23 protein-coding genes are annotated in these 21,863 nt (G+C 28.7%); 7 read left to right on the forward strand and 16 right to left on the reverse strand.

What is annotated here, in order from left to right:
• Positions 1-7: 7 nt before the first annotated feature.
• Positions 8-661, reverse strand: a complete 654-nt coding sequence (locus tag QIA19_RS01605) for a hypothetical protein (RefSeq protein WP_301365335.1) — start codon at positions 659-661, stop codon at positions 8-10.
• Positions 639-1,217: an elongation factor P gene (efp, locus tag QIA19_RS01610; protein WP_301365337.1), complete on the reverse strand. Its 579-nt coding sequence runs from the start codon at positions 1,215-1,217 to the stop codon at positions 639-641. Before efp ends, QIA19_RS01605 begins: the two co-directional genes overlap by 23 nt.
• A 165-nt stretch (positions 1,218-1,382) precedes the next feature.
• Here efp and QIA19_RS01615 point away from each other — a divergent pair, with 165 nt between their 5' ends.
• From QIA19_RS01615 to pstB, 4 genes are all read left to right on the forward strand, one after another.
• A complete protein-coding gene (locus QIA19_RS01615; RefSeq protein ID WP_002556814.1) occupies positions 1,383-2,222 on the forward strand; it encodes an extracellular solute-binding protein in 840 nt (279 codons plus the stop codon).
• Positions 2,223-2,311: 89 nt separating this feature from the next.
• Positions 2,312-3,220, forward strand: coding sequence for a phosphate ABC transporter permease subunit PstC (gene pstC / locus QIA19_RS01620; RefSeq protein WP_301365340.1), 909 nt, complete (start codon positions 2,312-2,314; stop codon positions 3,218-3,220).
• Positions 3,221-3,324: 104 nt separating this feature from the next.
• Positions 3,325-4,761 carry a phosphate ABC transporter permease PstA gene (gene pstA / locus QIA19_RS01625; protein ID WP_301366224.1) on the forward strand — a complete coding sequence of 479 codons (1,437 nt, stop codon included), beginning with the start codon at positions 3,325-3,327 and terminating at the stop codon, positions 4,759-4,761.
• Complete coding sequence (gene pstB / locus QIA19_RS01630) at positions 4,762-5,544, forward strand: phosphate ABC transporter ATP-binding protein PstB (protein WP_002660520.1); 783 nt, start codon at positions 4,762-4,764, stop codon at positions 5,542-5,544.
• A 2-nt stretch (positions 5,545-5,546) separates the two neighbouring features.
• On the opposite strand, the gene QIA19_RS01635 is transcribed toward pstB, so the two are convergent.
• From QIA19_RS01635 to QIA19_RS01660, 6 genes are read right to left on the reverse strand one after another with little or no spacing between them, the layout of a single operon-like run.
• Positions 5,547-6,368 (reverse strand): ZIP family metal transporter, encoded by an 822-nt coding sequence (locus QIA19_RS01635; RefSeq protein WP_301365343.1) that lies wholly within the window; start codon positions 6,366-6,368, stop codon positions 5,547-5,549.
• A 41-nt stretch (positions 6,369-6,409) separates the two neighbouring features.
• On the reverse strand, positions 6,410-8,194 hold the full coding sequence (locus QIA19_RS01640) for an alanine--tRNA ligase (RefSeq protein WP_301365346.1): 1,785 nt from the start codon (positions 8,192-8,194) through the stop codon (positions 6,410-6,412).
• Entirely contained in the window at positions 8,194-9,411 is a 1,218-nt protein-coding gene (locus QIA19_RS01645; RefSeq protein WP_301365348.1) for a flagellar motor switch protein FliG, read from the reverse strand. Before QIA19_RS01645 ends, QIA19_RS01640 begins: the two co-directional genes overlap by 1 nt.
• Complete coding sequence (locus tag QIA19_RS01650; protein ID WP_301365350.1) at positions 9,398-10,105, reverse strand: 6-phosphogluconolactonase; 708 nt, start codon at positions 10,103-10,105, stop codon at positions 9,398-9,400. Before QIA19_RS01650 ends, QIA19_RS01645 begins: the two co-directional genes overlap by 14 nt.
• 20 nt (positions 10,106-10,125) lie before the next feature.
• Positions 10,126-10,479, reverse strand: coding sequence for an SIMPL domain-containing protein (locus QIA19_RS01655; RefSeq protein WP_301365352.1), 354 nt, complete (start codon positions 10,477-10,479; stop codon positions 10,126-10,128).
• Positions 10,457-10,732, reverse strand: a complete 276-nt coding sequence (locus tag QIA19_RS01660) for an SIMPL domain-containing protein (protein ID WP_301365354.1) — start codon at positions 10,730-10,732, stop codon at positions 10,457-10,459. Before QIA19_RS01660 ends, QIA19_RS01655 begins: the two co-directional genes overlap by 23 nt.
• 68 nt (positions 10,733-10,800) lie before the next feature.
• On the opposite strand from QIA19_RS01660, the gene dusA reads away from it, so the two are divergent.
• A complete protein-coding gene (gene dusA / locus QIA19_RS01665) occupies positions 10,801-11,808 on the forward strand; it encodes a tRNA dihydrouridine(20/20a) synthase DusA (protein ID WP_301365357.1) in 1,008 nt (335 codons plus the stop codon).
• Here the strand turns inward: dusA and serS are convergent.
• On the reverse strand, positions 11,798-13,075 hold the full coding sequence (gene serS, locus QIA19_RS01670; RefSeq protein WP_301365359.1) for a serine--tRNA ligase: 1,278 nt from the start codon (positions 13,073-13,075) through the stop codon (positions 11,798-11,800). The genes dusA and serS overlap by 11 nt on opposite strands.
• Positions 13,076-13,204: 129 nt before the next feature.
• Between serS and QIA19_RS01675 the strand changes: the two genes are divergently transcribed.
• Positions 13,205-13,906 carry a hypothetical protein gene (locus tag QIA19_RS01675; protein WP_002657065.1) on the forward strand — a complete coding sequence of 234 codons (702 nt, stop codon included), beginning with the start codon at positions 13,205-13,207 and terminating at the stop codon, positions 13,904-13,906.
• Positions 13,907-13,921: 15 nt separating this feature from the next.
• A complete protein-coding gene (locus tag QIA19_RS01680; protein ID WP_301365362.1) occupies positions 13,922-16,837 on the forward strand; it encodes an insulinase family protein in 2,916 nt (971 codons plus the stop codon).
• Between the two features lie 35 nt (positions 16,838-16,872).
• On the opposite strand, the gene QIA19_RS01685 is transcribed toward QIA19_RS01680, so the two are convergent.
• The 7 genes from QIA19_RS01685 to ychF all read right to left on the reverse strand — a co-directional run bounded on the left by QIA19_RS01685 (position 16,873) and on the right by ychF (position 21,834).
• A complete protein-coding gene (locus QIA19_RS01685) occupies positions 16,873-17,118 on the reverse strand; it encodes a type B 50S ribosomal protein L31 (RefSeq protein WP_151551523.1) in 246 nt (81 codons plus the stop codon).
• A gap of 60 nt (positions 17,119-17,178) precedes the next feature.
• The gene (gene rho, locus QIA19_RS01690; RefSeq protein WP_301365365.1) at positions 17,179-18,726 is read right to left on the reverse strand and encodes a transcription termination factor Rho; all 1,548 of its coding nucleotides are present in this window, start codon (positions 18,724-18,726) and stop codon (positions 17,179-17,181) included.
• 79 nt (positions 18,727-18,805) lie between these two features.
• Entirely contained in the window at positions 18,806-19,213 is a 408-nt protein-coding gene (locus tag QIA19_RS01695; protein ID WP_002556830.1) for a bactofilin family protein, read from the reverse strand.
• Positions 19,214-19,540, reverse strand: coding sequence for an HU family DNA-binding protein (locus QIA19_RS01700; RefSeq protein WP_002655986.1), 327 nt, complete (start codon positions 19,538-19,540; stop codon positions 19,214-19,216).
• A 12-nt stretch (positions 19,541-19,552) separates the two neighbouring features.
• Positions 19,553-19,810, reverse strand: a complete 258-nt coding sequence (rpsT, locus tag QIA19_RS01705) for a 30S ribosomal protein S20 (protein ID WP_301365370.1) — start codon at positions 19,808-19,810, stop codon at positions 19,553-19,555.
• Between the two features lie 74 nt (positions 19,811-19,884).
• The gene (locus tag QIA19_RS01710; protein ID WP_301365372.1) at positions 19,885-20,712 is read right to left on the reverse strand and encodes a hypothetical protein; all 828 of its coding nucleotides are present in this window, start codon (positions 20,710-20,712) and stop codon (positions 19,885-19,887) included.
• Between the two features lie 15 nt (positions 20,713-20,727).
• Positions 20,728-21,834, reverse strand: coding sequence for a redox-regulated ATPase YchF (gene ychF / locus QIA19_RS01715; RefSeq protein ID WP_301365373.1), 1,107 nt, complete (start codon positions 21,832-21,834; stop codon positions 20,728-20,730).
• Positions 21,835-21,863: the final 29 nt, after the last annotated feature.

A 21,863-nucleotide genomic window follows, 5' to 3' on the forward strand; every position in this document is an offset into this window, starting at 1 on the left:
GATCTTTTCAGCCAACTTTAAAAAAAAGATTTGAATTTTTTTCGACATAATAAAAACCTATGTAATTATCAAATGCTTTATCAATCTCTAGAATATCCATTGAATCGATTTTAATAACTGAAGAAACAGGATGTAGTTTATCTTTATAAGTTTTAACAAAAAATACTTTAGAGTTGCTTAACTTGTTTAACATTTCCATATCTTTAGACTTATATACATAATTGTGAACATCATCTAAATCATATTTTGACATGCCCAAAGAAATAACAAGCTCTCTATTGTATACTCTCATGCCCTTATCAAAAAGGCGAACACATGAGGTAAAATCTTCAAAAGTTTTATCAAAAAAATTAAACCTCAAATCCCTACAATATAGAATATCCTTTCCAAGGCCAGAATCAATAAAAAAAGAGCTATAATTATTATTAATCACTTGAATAAACTCATTAGTGTTCTTATTCTCTATTGATAATTTAAAAACATCTTTTGAATTTATAACTTTAATTGCAAAATCAAAACTCATGGAATAATCTAAGCGATTTTCAGTAAAATAATAATTTATCTTATAATCAAGCTCTTTTATTTCTGGATAATTTATGTCGCAAGAACAAGCAAAACAACAAAAAAACAATATTAATTTAACTTTTAATCCGCTCTGCATACTCTTTGGTTTCAGAATTAATTAAAACCTTATCTCCAACGTTAATAAAAAGTGGAGCTTTTACTACAAGCCCTGTATTAAGAGTAATATTTTTCATTGCATTTGTTACAGTGTCACCTTTAACAGCCGCCTCAACTTCTACAACTTCAAAAGCAATCTTTGGAGCCAGCTTAATGTCAATAACCACATTGTCAAAAGTTACAAGAGAATAGATTTCAGACTCCTGCAAAAAAGGCACTTTATCTTGTAAATTAGCACTTTCTTTTAAGTCCAAACTAACTTGATCATAAGTTTCTAAATCCATAAAAACCAAAACGTCTTTATCTTTGTATAAATACTGAGCACTAACTTCATAAATTTCAATAGCTTCTGCAGTATCTGCCCCTTTTAAAGTTTCTCTAATGACAAATTTGTTTTTTAAGTTCTTAAGCTTTAACCTTACTATCGCCCCCCCCCTACCTGTTTTTGAGAATTCTCTTTCAAGAACAATATGAGGAGCCCCTTTGATAAGCAAAAAAGAACCTTTTTCAATCTCACTAGATTTCACTACTGCCATTTAAATACCTCGCAAAACTTAACATACAAATCTAGTAGTAATTTATACCAAAAAATTAAAATATTTGCTATTATTCCTCAATTATAACTTAATCAATAAGGTTAATTTGTAATTGACTTATTTTAAATTAATGCTATTATATACTTAAACAAAGGAGTTTACTTGATGAAAAAAGTTATTATCTTAATTTTTATGCTATCAACAAGTTTATTATACAACTGTAAAAATCAAGACAATGAAAAAATTGTATCAATTGGAGGATCTACAACTGTAAGCCCAATACTAGACGAAATGATTTTAAGATATAATAAAATAAACAATAATACTAAAGTAACATACGATGCACAAGGAAGTAGTGTTGGCATAAACGGGCTATTTAACAAAATATATAAAATAGCAATATCATCAAGAGATTTAACAAAAGAAGAAATTGAACAAGGGGCAAAAGAAACTGTATTTGCTTATGATGCTTTAATTTTCATTACAAGCCCTGAAATAAAAATTACAAATATTACAGAAGAAAATCTAGCTAAAATACTAAATGGAGAAATTCAAAATTGGAAACAAGTGGGGGGTCCTGATGCTAAAATCAATTTTATCAATCGAGACTCTTCTTCTGGTTCTTATTCGTCTATAAAAGATCTACTTCTTAATAAAATATTCAAAACTCACGAAGAAGCTCAATTTAGACAAGACGGAATAGTGGTAAAATCTAATGGAGAGGTAATTGAAAAAACAAGCCTTACTCCCCACTCAATAGGATATATAGGTCTTGGATACGCAAAAAATTCAATAGAAAAGGGTTTAAATATTCTTTCTGTTAACAGCACATATCCTACAAAAGAAACAATAAATAGCAATAAATACACCATTAAAAGAAATTTAATAATAGTTACAAATAACAAATACGAAGATAAAAGCGTAACTCAATTTATTGATTTCATGACAAGCTCAACCGGACAAGATATTGTTGAAGAACAAGGCTTTTTAGGGATAAAAACATAATTAAATTAAAGAAAAAAAAACTTGACTTAACCTTAAGTCAAGTAATACAATTTAACACTGACATGAGCTTTAAGGGATTCTTTTAAAAAATGCATCTAAGCTTAAAGACAAAAAGAAAAATAATTGAAATTATTTTCAAATCTTTTATTCTTATATCTGCAATAATCAGCTCCCTATCAATATTGTTTTTGGGTTTGTTTATATTAAAAACCGGAATAATGCCATTTCTTAATAACAAAATTAAAATTTTAAACTTTTTATTTAGCACAAATTGGGATCCTGCTAGCAATTTACAAAAATCTTATGGTATTTTGGCATTCATTATTAATTCCCTTTTAACTACACTTTTTTCTATTCTAATTGCTTTACCAATTGGGTTGGGATTTGCGATATATTTACTTGAAAAAGCAAAAGGATTTTATCGACAATTTTTACAAACAGTAATAGAGCTTTTAGCGGGAATCCCCAGTGTAGTTTACGGATTTTTTGGAAGCACATTTATTGCAGCTTTAGTAAAAAACATTTTTAAAAGAGAAGACAATTTGGGATACAATTTAATAAGCTCATCACTCATATTAAGCATAATGATAGTTCCCACAATAATTAGCGTTTGTTATTCATCGCTCAAAGCCGTTCCAAAATCATATAAATTTGCATCTCTTGCATTAGCAGCAACAGACTGGCAAACAATATATAAGATAATAATACCATCAGCTAGTCGAGGTATTTTAGCAGGAACAATATTGGCAATAGGAAGAGCTATTGGAGAAACCGTGGCAGTATTAATGGTAGGAGGAGGCTCTCCTCTTTTTATAAAAAACATATTTTCTCCTATTAGAACACTAACTGTAAACATTGCTATGGACATGGGATACGCCTCGGGTGTTCACAGAGAAGCTCTCTTTTCTACAGCTCTAGTATTATTACTATTTTCAATAATTACAAATTTACTCAAAAATTTTATACTATCTTCCAATAAAGGGTTAAAGAAAAAGTGACTAAAACTCAAATAAATAAATTAATTAATAAGTTCTATTTCTTTATAATCAATTCTATTGCATATTTTTTAACAGCGGTATTAATTTTTCTAATAGCATATGTATTGTACAACTCTTTATTTTATTTCAAAAAAAAACAAACTTTATTTTTAAACAAAACTCAAAGCTTTGTGCCATTTAAAACAGAATACGGCAAAGAAATACAAATTGCTTTTATTGTTAACAAAAATATCAACACAGATAAAATCTCAATAGAAGACATTCACAACATATATAATAATAAAATTTCACACTGGGGAAGCATTTCAGATCAGGGAATTGACATTATACCTATTGGAAGTTCAATTGACAGCATATCTAACAAAGCTATTCTAAAAACACTAATCAAAAATAATGCATTTAATAAAAGATACATAAAAATCGAACCATCTACCAAAAAAATACTTCAAACCATAAACAGCACAATAGGCTCTGTAGGCTATTTAACAAAAGAAGAATTTGAATCCCTAGATTTTAAATTATATCCCAATATTAAAGCTTTAAAAATAAAAACTATGTCTGTCCTAATAAGTAAAAAAACTTTAACAAAAAATGAAAATGAAATAATCAATACATTAGGTGTTGATGAAGTTGAAAAACTTATTAAAGGCAAAGAAAAATGGGTCAATTTAATATCAAAAGATATTAAATTAGAAATAATAAAATATCTTGATCAAGAAAAAAATATAATACAATTTATAGAAAAAACAGAAGGCGCACTAGCAATTGTGCCTTGGCATTATTTTCAAAATTTTAAAGCACCCTTTATTAAAATGCATTATGTTGATAAAAGCAGTCCTTTAAATTTAAATTTCATATTATCTATTCCAAGAGATTCTGGCGCATATGGTGGAATTTCTTATTTAATATTAAATACCTTTTATGTAATACTATTAACAACCGCTATTTCAATATGCATTGGAATAGGAACTGGCATAATGCTTGCCGAATACACTTCTAATAAAATATTTTACAAAATACTGTCTATGAGCGTTGACATTCTCTCCTCAATTCCCGCAATAATTTTTGGACTTTTTGGACTGATTTTTTTTGTGCCAATTTTTGGAATAGGAATACTCTCGGGAGCAATAACAAGCTCCCTAATGATATTGCCAATGATCGTTAAAACAACCGAAGAAGCATTTAAAACAATCCCAAAATCATACAAATACGCTTCATTCGCCTTAGGGGCAAATAAAACAGAAACTATAATTAAGGTTATGGTTCCAGCAGCTATTCCTGGGATACTAACAGGAATAGTTCTTGCAATAGGAAGAGCTTTAGGAGAAACGGCTGTATTGCTTTTTACAATGGGAACAAACTTGGGGCTTGCAACAAATTTAAATGAACCTTCAAGAACATTAACTGTACACTTACTAATGTTATTTCAAGAAGGACACCTGGACAAAGGATTTGGAACAGCCTCAATACTTGTTATTATGGTACTCATAATAAATTTAACATCAAAATTTTTAATAAACAAATTATATAGGATTAAATAAGTGATAAAAGAAAAAGATACACCAAAAAATGAAGTTATAATAGAAACGGAAAATCTAAATCTATTTTATACAGACTTTAAAGCTTTAAATAAAATAAACATGAAAATACTGAAAAATAGTATTACCGCCTTAATAGGCCCATCTGGCTGTGGCAAATCAACATTCTTAAGAACTCTTAATAGAATGAATGACCTTGTTGAGGGAATTAAAATAGAAGGCAATGTAATATATGAAGGGAAAAACATTTATTCAAATAATTTCGATATCCTGGAGCTTAGAAGAAAAATAGGAATGGTATTCCAAACCCCTAACCCATTTTTAATGTCTATCTATGACAATATAAGCTATGGTCCAAAAATTCACGGAACAAAAGATAAAAGAAAGCTAGACGAAATAGTAGAACAATCATTAAAAAAATCTGCACTCTGGAACGAAGTCAAAGACAAACTTAATACAAATGCCTTAAGTCTCTCAGGAGGCCAACAGCAAAGGCTCTGCATTGCAAGAACTCTTGCAATAGAACCCAATGTAATACTAATGGATGAACCCACCTCTGCTCTCGATCCAATATCAACAGGCAAAATTGAGGAGTTAATAATAAACTTAAAAGAAAGTTACACAATAATCATTGTAACTCACAACATGCAACAAGCCGGAAGAATATCTGACAGAACCGCATTTTTCCTTAATGGATGCATTGAAGAAGAAAGTTCAACTGATGAATTATTCTTCAATCCTAAAAATACTAAAACTGAAGAATATATCAGCGGAAAATTTGGATAATTTTAACCTAATGAAACATCGAGAAACATCATTAATGTAAAACCAATAACACCAAATATACTTGGCACTTTATTGTCAATGTCTTTTCTCTTAGCTTCAGGTATTAATTGTTCAATTGACACATAAATCATAGCTCCTGCAGAAAAAGCCAAAGCAAAAGGTAAAATTCGAGTAAAAGAATAAACCGCATAAGCACCCATAAGCCCCCCCACAATTTCTACCAATCCTGACATTTGGCCATAGTTAAAGCATTTTGCCAAAGCAACATTACCTCTTCTTAAAGGTAGAGAAATAGCTGCTCCTTCGGGGATATTTTGAATACCAATACCAAGCGTAAGAAGCATAGCCCCAACTAAAGTTTGAATATCTGGATTAGACGCCAAGGCTCCAAAAGCAACTCCAACAGCTAATCCTTCTGGAAAATTATGTAAAGTAACAGCAGTAAAGAGTAAAAAATCTTTTTTACCATGTTTAGTTAAGTCTTCATCAATAAAAGTAAGTTTATCCAGATCTGGAACAAATACGTCTACAATATATATAAAAAATGCTCCAACAAGAAATCCAAAAACAGCCGGCACCCAAGCAATGTATCCAAGCTCTTCAGCTCTTTCTATAGCAGGCTGAATAAGCGAAAAAAAACTGGCCGCTATCATAATACCAGCTGAAAAACCAAGCATAGCGTCCATTATTTTATTATCTACCTTTCTAAAGAAAAAAACTGCTGCTGCTCCAAAAGCTGTAGTAAACCAAGTGAAAGTAGAACCCAAAAATCCCAATAATACAGGATGCAAAGTTAATAAATAATCTAAAATTGATTTTATCATAAAGCCTCCTATTAAAACAAATCAACAAATAATAAACAATTTTATTCATCAATCAAAATAGCTTTTATTCTTCTTATACCCGAAGATGAGGATTGTTCTTTTTGTATTTTAAAAGTACCAAGTTCATTAGTATTCTCTACATGAGGGCCTCCACAAACTTCAAGCGAAAATCCATCTATCTCATAAACGCTCACCAAATCGTCATATTTTTCTCCAAAAAGAGCCATAGCACCTTTTTCTCGAGCTTCACTTAATTCCATTATAATTTTTTTTACAGACAAAGAATTTTTTATCTGTAAATTAACAATCTCTTCAACTTTTTTTATCTCATCATCCGTCATCTTTTCAGAATGAACAAAATCAAACCTTAATCGCTCAGCAGTAATATTGCTTCCTTTTTGTCTAACATGATCGCCTAGTACTAATTGAAGTGCCTTATGCAGTAAATGGGTCGCTGTATGTAGCTTAGTGGTCTCATAAGTATAATCGGCAAGCCCTCCTTTAAAGACTTTGTCACCCCCTTTCTTTGAAGTTTTTTGATGCTTTTTAAAATGCTCATTAAAACCCAACTTATCAACATTAAAGCCATATTCAATAGCAAGCTCTTCTGTTACTTCGTATGGAAAACCATAAGTATCATATAGTTTAAAAGCGATATCACCAGGAATAGTCTTGGAAGGCAAATTTCTTGTTATTTTAATAAATTCTTGCTCTCCTTGAGATAAAGTTTTAAAAAACTTTTCTTCTTCTTTGCTTAATTCCTTTTTGATAAAATCTTTTTTTTCTGTTAGCTCATTATAAAAAGATCTATAAATAGCTTCTACAGAATCAACAAGATCAGCTAAAAAATGGGATTTTATCCCAAGTTTCTTTGCATATCTGATAGATCGCCTTATTAGTCTTCTTAAAACATATCCTTGCCCCAAATTGGAGGGAAAAACAACAGAACTATCAGCAAAAATAAAGCAAGCTGCTTTAACATGATCAGAAATTATTCTAATACATCTATCATCATCTTCTTTTTGTCCATAAATTTTACCAGAAATATATTCTATTCTCTTTATTATGGGCATAAATGCATCTGTATCATAAACTGAAGATTTGCCCTGCAAAAAAGCAATTGTCCTCTCAAGACCCATTCCCGTGTCAACGCATTTTCGACCCAATTCTATGTAATTGCCATTTTCATCTTTATTGTATTGCATAAAAACATTATTCCAAATTTCAAAATATTTACCACAAGAACACGTAATATTACAGTCAAGAGAACATTTAGACTTTCCAGTATCCACATATATTTCAGTATCTGGTCCACAAGGCCCTTTAGATCCAACAGGCCCCCAAAAATTATGATCCTTAGAAAGATAATGTATTCTATCTTTGGGAATACCCAGACTTTCCCAAACTTTAGCAGTCTCTGTATCACGCGGAATCTCTTGATCCCCTTCAAATACGCTCACATAAAGACTGTCTTTTGGAATATTTAAATAATCAGAAGACGTCAAAAATTCAAAACTACACTTTACAGAATACTCTTTAAAATAAGCTCCAAGAGACCAATTTCCAAGCATTTCAAAAAAAGTTAAATGGCTTAAATCTCCAACTTCATCAATGTCGCCTGTTCTTAGGCATTTTTGAACATTAACAAGCATATCTCCTGATGGATGCACTTCTCCAAGAAGATACGGGATAAGGGGCTGCATGCCGGCTGTATTAAAAAGAACTGTAGGATCATTTTCAGGAACTAATGATTTCCCCATTATTTCAAAATGTTTTTTTGATTTAAAAAAATCAATATATTTTTTACGCAACTTATTAAGTGTCATTAAATAAATTCCTCATTTTTTCTATATATTATTAAATCGCCTTTTAAAGTTAAATTTTTAATATAATTAACAAAAGCTGTTGTCATAGTTTTTAAATCTTTTTTACTTATTTTCCCCAAAAAAGCTTCTTCGTCTAAAATAATTTCTTTGCGCCTTTTTGAAACATTTGAAAGCATTTTATCTCTAACCTCATCAGCTTTATCCTTAATAATAATTGCAATCTCTTTGTCTGTAAACTCTCTTAAAATATTATGAAGGTCATTATCCATTATTCTCAATATTACATTGATATCAAATATTTTTTCTCGAATTTCACTGTCCACAACAGGATTTAAATCCCGCATATTAATATTATTAAGCAAATTTTTCTCTTCATTAGAATCCATATAGCTTAAAATATCAACAAGTATCTTAGATCCATCAAGTTTATCTGTCTTAAGATTCCCCTGCATCTTAAATCTATCCTTAAGCTTATTTGAAATTGCCTCTATTGTCTCCATGCTCAATTGCCTTGGTTTGGCAAGATCTTTTACAAATTTTCTTCTATCTTCTTCTTCTAGCATTGAAAAAACATATTTTTTTTGATCTTTATTTAAATAATTATATAATATAACAAGCGTTTTAATATTCTCATCCTTAATTAATGCCCAAAGTTGTTCATGCTCAATTTTAGACAAATAATCAAAAGGAATAAAAATATCATTACCAGTAACTTTTTTATAAATTGATTTTGCTTTAGATTTTCCTAATGTTTTATTTAATAACTCATAAGCAAAGTTATCATCAACCTTAACATACCTTTTTTGATTTCTTAGTAACTCTTCAAATTCTTTAATAATATGCTCTTTTTCTTCTGGAGCAATATAACTAATCTTTGAAATTTCTCTGGTAATTAAGATTATATCTGAATCATCAAGCTCAGACATAATCTTAGCAGATTTTTCAAGTCCAATAGCCAAAAAATATTTTGCAATCTTTGTGACCTTACTCTCTTTGCGAATAAACCCTGGCTTTAACTCATTAATATTGTTGGATTTAGGCTCGACAGGTGCTTTACTTTTATTACCCTTAATAAGGCTTATCCAAGATCTAAGCATAGAGCCTTGAATCTCTGAATCGGAAAAATTTTTATTTAAACTTAAAGTATTAATTTCTTCAACAGTTTTTTTGCTTAAATTTTTAGCATTTTTATACTTGGAAAGCCTAGGATCCTGCATAACTTTCATCTCTTTTAATGTTTGTAAGAACTAGTAAATTGGGATGCTCTTTGAGAAGTCTGGCTGGACATTCATTAATAGAGCTATTAGAAGCTAAAAAATTTTCTAAAGCACGCTTTTTATCAACACCCATAAATAACAAAACAACAGCCTTTGAACTAAACAAAGATTTCGGCGTTAAGCTTATTCTTTTGCTTGGGAATTTGGGAGAATTGTATTCATACTGATAACCTTCTACATCTGAAAACAACAATTTTCTTGAAGGGAAAAGCGATGCTATGTGGCCATCCTCACCAACAGAAACTATAATAAAATCAAAAATATTAAACCTAGAATTAAATTCAATATTATAGTCATGAATAGCTGTGGCTTCGTCTACTTCGCTATAAACAAACACATGAAATTTGGAAATGCTTATTAAATTTTTATCAACCATTTTGGAAAAAAAATTTTTATTTAAAAGATTATAATTGCTATTCTCATCATTTAACGGAACACACCGTTCATCAACTAAAAAAAAATGCGATCTTCTAAAAGAAAAATTTTGTTTAAGAAAAACGCTTAAAAAACCAACTATACTTCGGCCGCCACAAATTCCAATACTTGTATATTTATCTTTATCTACATTCATATTAAAAAAATCAAAAAATCTATCTTTTAAATAATTCTCTTCATCAGAATATAAAAACTCCATCTAACTTCCCTTAATACATATTAATCTAAATAATAATAAATAGTTGAAGCAATCCTTAATATTTTTTTAGGATAAAGCTTTGGATTGCCAAAGATTATATCAACTAGAAAAAATTTAAAGTATTCTTGATTTGCATTTTTAATTTTATCTAATTTAGAACCAAAATGTCTCGCAAATTCTAAAGCAGAGAGTTCTGCATTTCTTATTGAACCCGCTAGAATTTGAAAATTTGTATAATTAATTCTATTTAAATAATATCTTAAATCTATATTACTGCTAATTGGCAAGCCTTGATTATAAAACTCAATAATATTTTTTTCTAATGTTTTCATTTTTTCAATATCAATTGTATTAGCAATTAAAGCAACATACATACATATTTAATAAAAAAGTTTTAATCTTAGATAAATTTAAATTATTTGCTTTAATGCCGTCATTAATCGAATCACCATTCAAATCATACTGCAAATTACAACTCGAAGATGCCAAAAGGATTTCTTTTTCGCTTATGCCCTTAGCCTTAATACAATTGTCATTTTTGATGACAATTTCTTTTACTCTGCAAGAAATTATAATTGAAAATGACAGAAAAAGTATTAAAAAAAATAAATCTTTTCTTCCAGGCATATAACAATTCCTCCTAAAAAAGAACAAATAATTGTTAAATTGGCTCGTTTATTCTAACATATTATATAATGTTAATGAATCGAAAAATATCAATAGCCCCAATGGTAAACATCACAGACGAGCATTTCAGATATTTAATAAGACTTTTATCAAAAAAAGTTACATTATATACCCCAATGATTTCTGCAAAGTCAATAATTATGGGTGATGTAAAAAAAATTGTAAAGCAAAACCCCTTAGAATCTCCAATTGCAATTCAAATAGCAACAAACTCCAAAAATGATGCCCTTAAAGCTATTCAAATTCTTGAAAAACACTTTAATTTTGACGAATACAATCTTAATGTTGGATGCCCATCTCTAAAAATCCAAAATGCAAATTGTGGAGCTTGTCTAATGAGCAATGCTAATCAAGTAGGTGAAATTTTAAAAACGATGAAAGAAAGCACAAATAAGCCTATTTCAATTAAACATAGATTGGGTATAAGGCCTTTATCTAGTGATTACAAAAATGAAAGTTATTCTGAGGTAAAAAACTTTGTCAAAATAATCTCAGATTTTGGTATCAAAAATTTTATTGTACATGCAAGGATTGCAATATTAAAAAGATTTTCTCCTAAAAATAATAGGAATATTCCAAAATTAAGACATGAATTTGTATATAATCTGAAAAAAGAGAATAAAAATTTGTTTATTGAGATAAATGGAGGAATCAAAAACTCAGAGCAAATTAAAAAACACTTATCTTTTGTTGATTCTGTCATGATTGGGAGAAGTGCGTTTGAAAATCCATACTTTATTGCAAATGCCTCAAGAGAATTTTTAAACGAAACTGATGAAATTCTTACAAGAAAAGATATATTGATGCAAATTGTAGAATACATTAAAGAATACGAAAATTATTTGTCAATAAATATATTATTCAAGCATCTTATGGGAATAGTATTTTCCAAAGAAGGAGCTAAAAAATTTAGACAAAATTTAACAGCACCATTTCCAAAAAACTTAAAAAAGCATGAAATATTGCTAAAAGCTATAGAAACATTGCCAGAAAAAATACTAAATTCTAATTCTTAAAAGGAATATAATCAAAACCTGTATACTTAACCAAACTTTTAGGAATTCTAATTCCTCCCTTTTGATCCTGAAAGTTTTCAAGTATGGAAATAATAACCCTTGTTGTAGCTATTGCTGTTCCATTTACCATGTGTGCAAATTTATTTTGTCCATCTTGATCTTTGTATCTAATCTTAAGCCTTCTTGACTGATAATCTGTACAATTTGAAGTTGAAGTAATCTCCCCGTAACCACCTTTTCCGTCTCTTCCAGGCATCCAAGCTTCAATATCATATTTTTTATAAGCTGGAGAGCCAAGATCAAAAGAGCAAATATTTAAAACCCTATAAGGAATTTCAAGCTCAGTAAAAATTTGCTCTTGAATACTTAAAAATTCATCATGAATAACTCCAGATTCTTCTGCTTTGCAAAAACAAAACATCTCCACCTTGCTAAACTGATGAACTCTATAAAGACCTTTTGAAAGCTGACCATATGCTCCAGCTTCTTTTCGAAAACAATGTGAAAACCCTGCCATTCTTATTGGCAAAGTGAGATCTATTATTTTATTATAATAATAACCACCAAGCGTAATTTCAGAAGTGCCCACAAGATATTTATCTGTATCTTCAATCTTATAAATATTGCTTTCGTTGCCACGAGGATTAAAACCAATTCCATCAACTATAAACTCTCTTGCAACATCAGGAGTAATAAAAACATCAAAACCTTTTTCTCTTAATTTATTTAAAGAGAAATTAATAAGAGCAATTTCTAAAAAAACTGCTTCATTTTTAAGATAATAAAATTTACTCCCGCTAATCTCACGTGCTCTGTCAAAATCTAGAAGATCTAAATCTCTGCCAAGCTCTAAATGATCTTTTGGCTTAAAATCAAACTGCGGAACAACTCCAACCCTTTTTATTTCAAAATTATCTTCTTCACTACTGCCAATAGGCACATCAGGTGACAAAATATTGGGCACTTTCTTATTTTCAAGGTCAAAATCAACAGATACTCTTTCAAGCTCTTCTTCTAGATCAATAAGCTGTTTTTTCAAAATCTTTCCGGTTTCTATTAAAGAGATTTTTAACACCTTATCAAGATTTTCTCGCATTTTAGAAGAATTTTCATTTCTTTTTGCATTAAGCTCACCAATTTTGGTAATTAGTTTTTTTCTCTTATCATCAAGATAAATTAACTTATCAATATCTAAAACAAGGCCTCTTGCTTTAATACTTCTCTTAACAAGATCAAGGTTATCTCTAATAAATTTCAGATCAAGCATCCTATCTCCTAAGATATGTCTTAAGTAAAATTTTTAAACAAAATTACAAATAATATTAATTCATATCAAGGTTATTATATAATATCTTATAACAGGATTAGAATAAATATTGCAGGGAGAAATCATCGCATGCTAAATCCAAGAACAATAAAAACAACTTTTATGTTAATATCTACATTAATGATTTTTAACGGATGTACAAAAAAATTAACCAAGATCAATTTTAAAGATATTAGCTTAAATAGCAACAAAATGAATTCTTTAATAATAAATTCAATAAGCTCAAAAGAAGAATCACAATTTTATGAATACAATATTAGAATACCCAAATTAATAATTGAGGGAAAAGAAAAAGGAAATCTTGAAGAATTGAATAATGAGATTAATGAATATGTGAGCCAAATTGTAGCAAGACTTGACATTGTTAGCAAAGAGCTTAAACCTGAGAATAAAAAATTCAGCTTAAAAATAGACTATGAAATTTACCATGGGCACAATATTTATACAATAATACTTATTGCAACCCAAGAAATTAATGATAGCCCCATTACAAATTACAGAAGTTATTACATTCAAGATAAAGGAAATTATATTCATAATATTGACGACATAATTAAAACAGATGAAGCATTCCCATTTTTTATAAAAAAAATTAAAGAAAAAATTCTACCTAACGAATTATTATTTGATTTACAACAAGCAGTAATTTACTTTGAAAACAAAAAAATTATTATTAAATTCCCAGAATACACATTTAAACTAGATGACACAGAGGAGCTGCCAAACATATTTGAATTTAATGAAAGCGAAATAGCACAATTTGTAAAATAAGGATTAAAGACATAAATGAAAAAGAAAAAAATTTTCACACTAATTTCAAAAACTTATTTAGAAGAACATGATGCAGAAGGATGTTATTTTAAACATGAGAGTGGCCTTGAAGTATTTCACTTAAAAAGTGATTCTTTTAAAGAAAATGCATTTTGCATAGCTTTCAAGACAATACCTTCAAACAATACTGGGGTTGCACATGTTTTAGAGCACACAATTTTTTGCGGCTCTAACAAATATAAAATAAAAGATCCATTTCTTTACCTATTAAAAGGAAGTCTAAACACATTTTTAAATGCAATGACATTCCCAGACAAAACCATCTACCCAGCAGCATCAACAATTGAAAAAGACTATTTTAATTTATTTAATATCTATGCCGACTCTATATTTAACCCATTGCTCAAAAAAGAGTCATTTATGCAAGAAGGATACAATATAAATCCAAAAGATTTTAAAGTATCTGGAATTGTCTTTAATGAAATGAAGGGTAGCTATTCAAATAAAAATTCTCTAATAAATGAAATAGCAAGCAGTTCTCTTTTTGAAGAGGGCACATATAAATACGATTCAGGCGGAATCCCAACAAATATTATTGATCTTACCTATGAAAGTTTTTTAGATTTTTATAAAAAATATTATACACTTGAAAACTGCAAAATATTTTTATGCGGCAACACTCAAACTGAAAAAAATCTAAATTTCATTGAAAAATACATAATAAGGCCTTATAAAAAAGAAAAAAGCAACGTTAATATTGACATAGAAAACGTTAAAAGATGGGAAAAGGGGAAAAAATTAACATATAAAATTCCTAAAGAAAACGATAATTCTCTTGGAGTATACACAATAAATTGGCTTTGCACAGAAATTAATAATATTGAAGACAGCATTGGTCTTGAAGTTCTCTCAGAAATACTCTTAGACGATTCTTGTTCATTCACAATTAATATCTTAAAAAGTGGGATAGGAGAAGACATAGCCCACATTAGCGGAATCAATACAGATTTAAAAGAATCTATTTTTTCATTTGGACTCCAAAATGTCATTGCAAACAAAGAAAAAGAATTTAAAAATTTAGTTTTCAGCGAGCTTAAAAATTTAGTAAAAAATAAAATTCCAAAAGAATTAATAAAAGGAATTCTTTTTGGCTACGAATTCGCTTTAAAAGAAGAAAAAGGACAAAATTTTCCTATCGCTTTAATGATAAAAAGTTTAAAAGGTTGGCTAAATGGACTACATCCAATCAAAACATTACAAACAAGCTACTATATAAATGAAATTACAAATAAATTGGAAAAAGGAATTTATTACTTCGAAAATTTAATTGAAAAATATCTAATACTTAATAATCATTATACATTAATAAGCTTTATTCCATCACACGATACAGAAAAGAAAATGGAAGAAGAAATTGAAAAAAAATTGATGACAAGGGAAATTGAAATTAAACAAAATCCAGAAGAATTTTTACAATTTAAAAAAGACTACAATCAGTTTAAAAAATACCAAAATAAAAAAGATTCTAAAGCAGATATAGCAAAACTTCCCTTACTAAAAATAGAAGATTTGCCAAAACAAATAGAAAAAAGTTTGGATCTTAATGAAATAAAAGAGCTAAATCTACATTCTTTTAAGCTTAAGAGTAACAATATTTTCAATGTAAATTTATTTTTTAAACTAAATTTTTTAGAAAAAGAAGATTACATATACCTATCTTTATTCAAAAGAGCTCTTCAAGATTTATCTACAAAAAATTATTCTTACATAGACATTAACAATAAAATCCAAAATACTTTAGGGCAAATAAATATATCTGAAAGTTACGACGAGGATATTGATGGAAACATTTTAAATTCATTTAACATTGGCTTTAAGTCTTTTAACAATAAAGTTAAAGAATCATTTGAGCTGATAAAAGAAATTTTAATTAATATTAACTTTCATGATTATGAGAGATTAAAAGAAATAACACTAAGCTTGAAAAATGATTTTAAATCCTTATTAATCCCTAAGGGACATCTTTTGGCAATGTTAAGATCCAAATCAAAACTAAAATTAAATGAATATTTAAAAGAATTGCAAAATGGAATAACAGGTAGAGAGTTTTGGCAAAAAGCAAAAACCGATACAGAATCTTTAAAAGAAATCGCAAATAAATTAGACAATTTAAAAAACAAAATAATTTTAAAAAACAATCTATCTGCACTAATAATGGGAAATACTGACGACATTCTTAAAAACTTAGAAAATGAATTTTTCAATCTAAAAGAAAGCCTAGAAGAGAGCACTCATTACAATAGGTTGCTCAATCTTGATACAAACAGCAAAGCATTTAGAGAAATAATAATTATCCAATCAAAAGTAGCTTTTAATGCTATATGTTTCCCTAGTTACAAAATCAACGATGCGAATTATCCAAAAGCAAATTTTCTAGAGCATGTATTAAGAAGTGGAATTTTTTGGGAAAAAATAAGGGTAATGGGGGGTGCATACGGAGCAAGCGCATCAATTACCAATGGAATCTTCTCCTTTGCGTCCTACAGAGATCCTAATTTCACCAAAACTTATCAGGCTTTTGAAAAATCTTTAGAAGAATTAGCTAATAATAAAATGACAGATGAAGAGATTTATACCTATTTGATAGGCTTAATAGGAACTAACATCTATGTAAAAACTAAAGCTACAGAAGCTTTGCAAAGCTATAGAAGAAAAATGCTAAATATTAGTGACAGCTTAAGACAAGATATTCGAAATGCCTACTTTACAATTACACCGCAAGATATTAAAGAAATATCCACAAAGATTCTAACACAAATAAGACAACACAACAGCATTGCATCTTTGGTAAATAACCAAATATACGAAGAAGAAAAAAACAACCTAGAAAAATTAATAGGAAAAGAATATAGCTTAAAAAAAATTTATTAATATTTTCTCAAAATTTCATACAAAAAAGCCAATTTTTAGGACTTTTTATACCTTTTATTAAATTTATCAATTCTTCCTGCTGCATCAACAAACTTTTGTTGGCCGGTATAAAAAGGATGAGATTTGCTTGTAATCTCAACAGTAATCAATGGATATTCCTTTCCATCAATATATTTAATAGTTTCCTTTGAATTCAAAGTAGACCTGGTCAAAAACATTGCTCCATTTGATCCGTCTTTAAATACCACTAAATTATTTTTAGGATGTATATCTTTTCTCATAAAACCTTCCTCTTAATCTTCAATAAAGTTTAATTGACATTAAAAATAATGTCAATTTATTTAATTACCATTGCTCATTGTCTTTAAGAAAATTTCATTGTTTTTGCTTTTTTTCATCTTTTCTATCAGAACTTCAACTCCCTCATAATCATCAACACCTCCAAGTATTCTTCTAATAAGCAAAATCTTAGAACGCTCCTCTTCACTAAGAAGCAATTCTTCTTTTCTGGTACCTGACTTTTTAATATTAATAGCAGGGAAAAGTCTTCTGTCTGCCAAACTTCTATCAAGAATTAATTCCATATTACCAGTACTTTTAAATTCTTCAAAAATAACTTCATCCATTTTACTGCCAGTATCAACCAAAGCAGTAGCTATAATAGTTAAACTTCCCCCTTCTTCTATATTTCTAGCAGACCCAAAAAACCTCTTTGGCTTATGAAGAGCATTAGAATCTACCCCACCCGATAAAATTTTACCAGAAGTTGGCATAGTTTGATTATATGCCCTTGCAAGCCTTGTAATAGAATCAAGCAAAATAACAACATCTTTTTTGTTTTCAACAAGCCTTTTAGCCTTTTCAATAACCATCTCTGCTACCTGAACATGCCTACTAGCCTGCTCATCAAAATTAGATGCAATTACTTCGCCTTTAACACTACGAATCATATCTGTAACTTCTTCTGGCCTCTCATCAATAAGTAGTATCATTAAAATAACATCTGAATAATTAGTAGTTATTGCATTAGCTATTTTTTGAAGCAAGGTAGTCTTTCCTGCTTTTGGAGGAGAAACTATTAAGGCCCTTTGTCCCTTACCTATAGGTGAAAAAAGATTAATAAGCCTTGTAGAAATATTGCAATTTTCATATTCAAGATTCAATTTCACATTGGGATAAAGAGGAGTTAAATTATCAAAAGGTATCCTGTTTTGAGCAAACGTAGGATCTTGATCATTAATAGATTTAATTTTAACCATTGCAAAAAATCTCTCACCATCTCTAGGTGATCTAATTTGGCCATATAAAATATCACCTGTCCTTAAATTAAAAAGTCTAATCTGAGAAGGAGAAACGTAAACATCATTGCCCCCAGAAAGATAAGAATTTGATGCAGTTCTCAAAAACCCATAACCATCACTAAGCACATCAAGCACACCTGTAAATAAAACATCAATATTATTCTCACTTAATATTTTCACCAATAAAAATATTAATTCGGTTTTTTTCATTGTTACAGCAATAGTATGATTGGTCCCAAGACCTTCAACAATTTTCCTAACCTCTGTAATTGGCTTATCATAAAGTTTTTCAATCTCTACATAATCTTTACCATTAAAAAATTTGATGATATTACTTTGCTCTAAAGTTTTAATATTATTTTCTAAACCTGAAGAAGGAATATCATAATCAAAATCAGGAAATATTACCCCGTTTGAATCCTTTACACCACTTAAATCTGCAGATTTTGTCACGTTAGATGCAGAATCCTTTTTAGCAACAACTTTAACTACTTTTTTTTTCAAATTATCTTCAATCTTAAACTCTTTAGAAACATCCAACCGCCTTATTTCACTTTCTAAATCAAATCCACCATTTTTTTTATCCATATTTTCCTCTACGAATTAAATTTTTAAGAAAGGATTTTATAAAAATCTACTTATTATTAATTAATAAAAAACACTGGCTCTATTGCAAAGTATCTTTTATTTGTGAAACGGTGAAAGAAAATAAATCTACAATTTCATTAGATTTTATCATTTCACACTTACCATCAAAAATTATATTATCATTAATAAATATTTTTTTTGTTTTTACATCCCCATATATTTTACAACCGCTGTTTAAATAAACCTTACTAGCAGCATCTACATTACCCTTCAAAATTCCTTCTACTATTAATGTATCACAAATTACCACATTGGTAATAACCTTACTATTCTTGCCAATAAAAAGCACACCCCCTTTTGAAGATATTTCACCCTCAAAAGAAGAATCAAGATACAAAGTTCCTTCAAATTTTAATTTTCCTCTAAAAGTTAAACTGGAGTCCAGCTTACAATCCCATTTATAAGAATCTACAATATTAACCGGCATTTAACCTTTGATACCCCACACTCTCTCTTTCAAATCTTTGCCTGGACGAAAATACGCAACGTGATGATCCAAGACCTTAACATACTCCCCTGTTTGAGGATTGCGAGCATTTAAGCGCCCCTTTCTTTTTCTAACTTCAAATGTACCAAAAGATCTAAACTCAATAACATTATTAGAACAAAGATTACTTTTAAGCTCTTCAAAAAAAGCATCTATTACAAGTCTTATGTATTTTTTTTCTAATTTCAGATTATTATTTTTAATATTCAAAGATATTTGATCAACAATGTCTGACTTAGTAACCTTTGGTCTTCTTGAAAAAGACATAAACTAATTTCCTTACTTTAATAGCAAAACATTTAAACGAGATTTTTTTCTAGCAGCCTTATTTTTATGAATTATTCGCTTTCTAGCAGCAGTGTCTAGTTTTTTTGCAACAAATTTAAAAAATTCAATAGCTTCGTCTTTCTTGCCCGCTTTTATCATCTTGATACAGCGTTTTTCTATTGTTTTTAATTCACTTTTTACACTTACATTTCTAATCTTTCTTTTTAAATTTTGACGAGAGCGCTTCAATGCAGATGCATTTTTTCTCAAGTTATACTCCTTAACAATATTATTAAACAATAGCTTTAATATATCAACTAATTCAAATATAGTCAATCAAAGATTTAAGTTAATTCAGTGCAATAGTTTTGATTAATATATTCAAAAACCTTTTGCATGGAATAAGAAATTTTTTTATTCAAAATATATACCTTTTTTGTCTGATGATTTTCTTTGTATAAAAAGCATAAATAATTTTTATTGTTAAATTCAAATTCTCTGGCAATAAAAATTTTTTCAAAAAATTCATAAAAATAAATTTCACTTTTAAAAATTTTTCTTTCACAGATTGAATCTTTCCTAAACTCATAAAATAACACTATATTGCTAATAACTGAAAAATCCCCCAACAAAACTTTAATATCAATAAAACAAATAAATAAAAAAATAAATATATTGCTTAATGAAATGTAATAAACAAATAAAGCAATCATAATGCGAGCTAAAAACATAAAAAGATAAGTATAAGATAAATAATATCTTATTGGAAAATTTTCCAATTTTGGAACAAACAGATCTTTTCTCTTAATTTTAAGCTCTTTAAATAATTCACTTGAACCATTGCCTGTCCAAAAACAAACCTTAATCTTTTTTTTATTTTTTAATTGCAAAATCAAAACATTGTCTGATAATCTTTTTTCAAACGAAATAATATCACCAAAATCAAAATTATAACTTAAAAAAATGCCCTTATAATAAATCTCAGATCCCTTAAAAGAAATAAAACAAAAATATCTTAAATAAAAAAAAAATACAAAAAAATTTACCAAAAGAAGTGCTAAAACAAAGTAAAAAAAACTTACGTCATAAAAATCCAAATAAAGCAAACAAATCACAACATTAAACACAAACAAACTAATTAATTTTACATTATTGAAAAATAAATCACGCATAATATAAAAATAAATCTACACATTAAATTTAAAAAAGATTACATCTCCATCTCTTACAATATATTCTTTGCCTTCAATTCTAACAAGTCCTTTCTCTTTTAATTTTTGAACACTTTGAAATTTAAATAAATCCTCGCAAGAATAAACTTCTGCTTTAATAAAACCCCTCTCAAAATCACTATGAATTATTCCAGCAGCTTTGGGCGCTCTCATGCCCTGCTTGAATGTCCAAGCTCTAACTTCTTGTAAACCTGCTGTAAAATAGGTTCTAAGGCCCAAAGTATAATAGGCTTTTTTAATTAAATTGCCAAGACCGCTATCATTTATTCCAAATAATTCTAACATTTCATTTTTATAAGATATATCCTTTATTTGGGCAAGTTCAGCTTCAATTTTGGCACATAAGATTAAAAAATCATTTCCTTCTTTCAAGGCAATATTTTTTACAATATTTGTATATTTATTGCCGCTAAGTGAATTTTCATCAACATTACAAACATACAAAACTTTTTTAAAAGTCAAAAGATTTAATGATCTAATAAAGTTGTATTCAAGATCATCAAATTTAAACTCAACAGCAGGATTCATATTGCTTAAATGGTCTTCAAGTCTTTTTAGCATTAAAACAATTGCCTTAGAAGATTCACTAATTTTATTATCAGTGCTTTTGGCATTTTTTTCTTGTTTTTGAAGACTTTTTTGAACAGTTTCAAGATCAGATAGACAAAGCTCAACATTAATTGTAGTTATATCTTTCTCAGGATTAATATCGTCATTAATATGAATAACCTCTTTTTCTTCAAAACATCTTACAACATGAACAATAAGAGAAACTTCGCGAATATTAGCCAAAAATTTATTGCCAAGCCCTTCGCCTGTTGATGCTCCCTTGACAAGGCCTGCAATATCCACAAATTCCATAACAGCAGGAATAATTTTGCGTGGAACAATGCACTCTGAAATTTTTAAAAGCCTTTCATCGGGAATCTCTACTATTCCTATATTTGGCTCAATGGTACAAAAAGGATAATTCGCGATCTCAACATTAGATGATGTCAAAGATGAAAATAAAGTAGATTTACCCACATTGGGAAGTCCCACAATCCCCGCATTAAGTCTCATAGCTTAAACCTCTAATAAAATCAAAAATA

The sequence above is a fragment of the [Borrelia] finlandensis genome, from assembly GCF_030438365.2.
GTDB lineage: Bacteria > Spirochaetota > Spirochaetia > Borreliales > Borreliaceae > Borreliella > Borreliella finlandensis.